Origin of the sequence: Microbacterium sp. K41, from assembly GCF_004794395.1 — a bacterium.
GTDB lineage: Bacteria > Actinomycetota > Actinomycetes > Actinomycetales > Microbacteriaceae > Microbacterium > Microbacterium sufflavum.
Map to the genome: position 1 here is coordinate 1 of NZ_SSDO01000504.1, position 547 is coordinate 547.

Genomic DNA, 547 nt, shown 5'->3' on the forward strand with positions numbered 1-547 from the left:
TCCGCGGCCTGCCGCCACACGAGCCCGTGCAGCACCCCGCCGGGCTCGGTGAGGTCGAACTCGACCCACTCGCCCTCGGGCACCCGCACGAACGCGCCGCCCGCGAGGTTGCCCTCGCCGGTCCACGCGCCGTCCGCGGGACGCTCGACCGTGCACCCGGGCGAGAGCCGTGCGGCCTCGGCGTCGAGCGCCCGCAGTCCCGCGAACGACGACAGCCCCGTGATCGAGGTCGCCAGCCGCGCCACGTCGGGGTTCGCGTCGAGCAGCTGCATCGTGAGCAGGCCGTGGATCGTCGACTCCGCGCCCGAGTTGCGGTTCACGCGGCCGTCGGTCTCGACGCCGTCGAAGGTCACGCCGGTCGCGGGGTCGTACACCGGCACGCCCGCGGTGTTGGCGCCGAAGAACCATCCCGCCGCGAGCCCCGCGATCACCCGCAGTCCCTCGCCGCCCGCGCTCGCCGCCTGCAGCGCCCCGGCCACGCGGCCGTGTGCGCCGTAGGCGATCTGCGCCTCGGCGGGCAGCGGCGCCCACGCGTTGTGCGGTCCGC

1 pseudogene is annotated in these 547 nt (G+C 76.6%); it reads right to left on the reverse strand.

The features are described from left to right. Positions 1 to 547, reverse strand: a pseudogene (locus DW309_RS16715) (hypothetical protein); the annotation flags it as partial.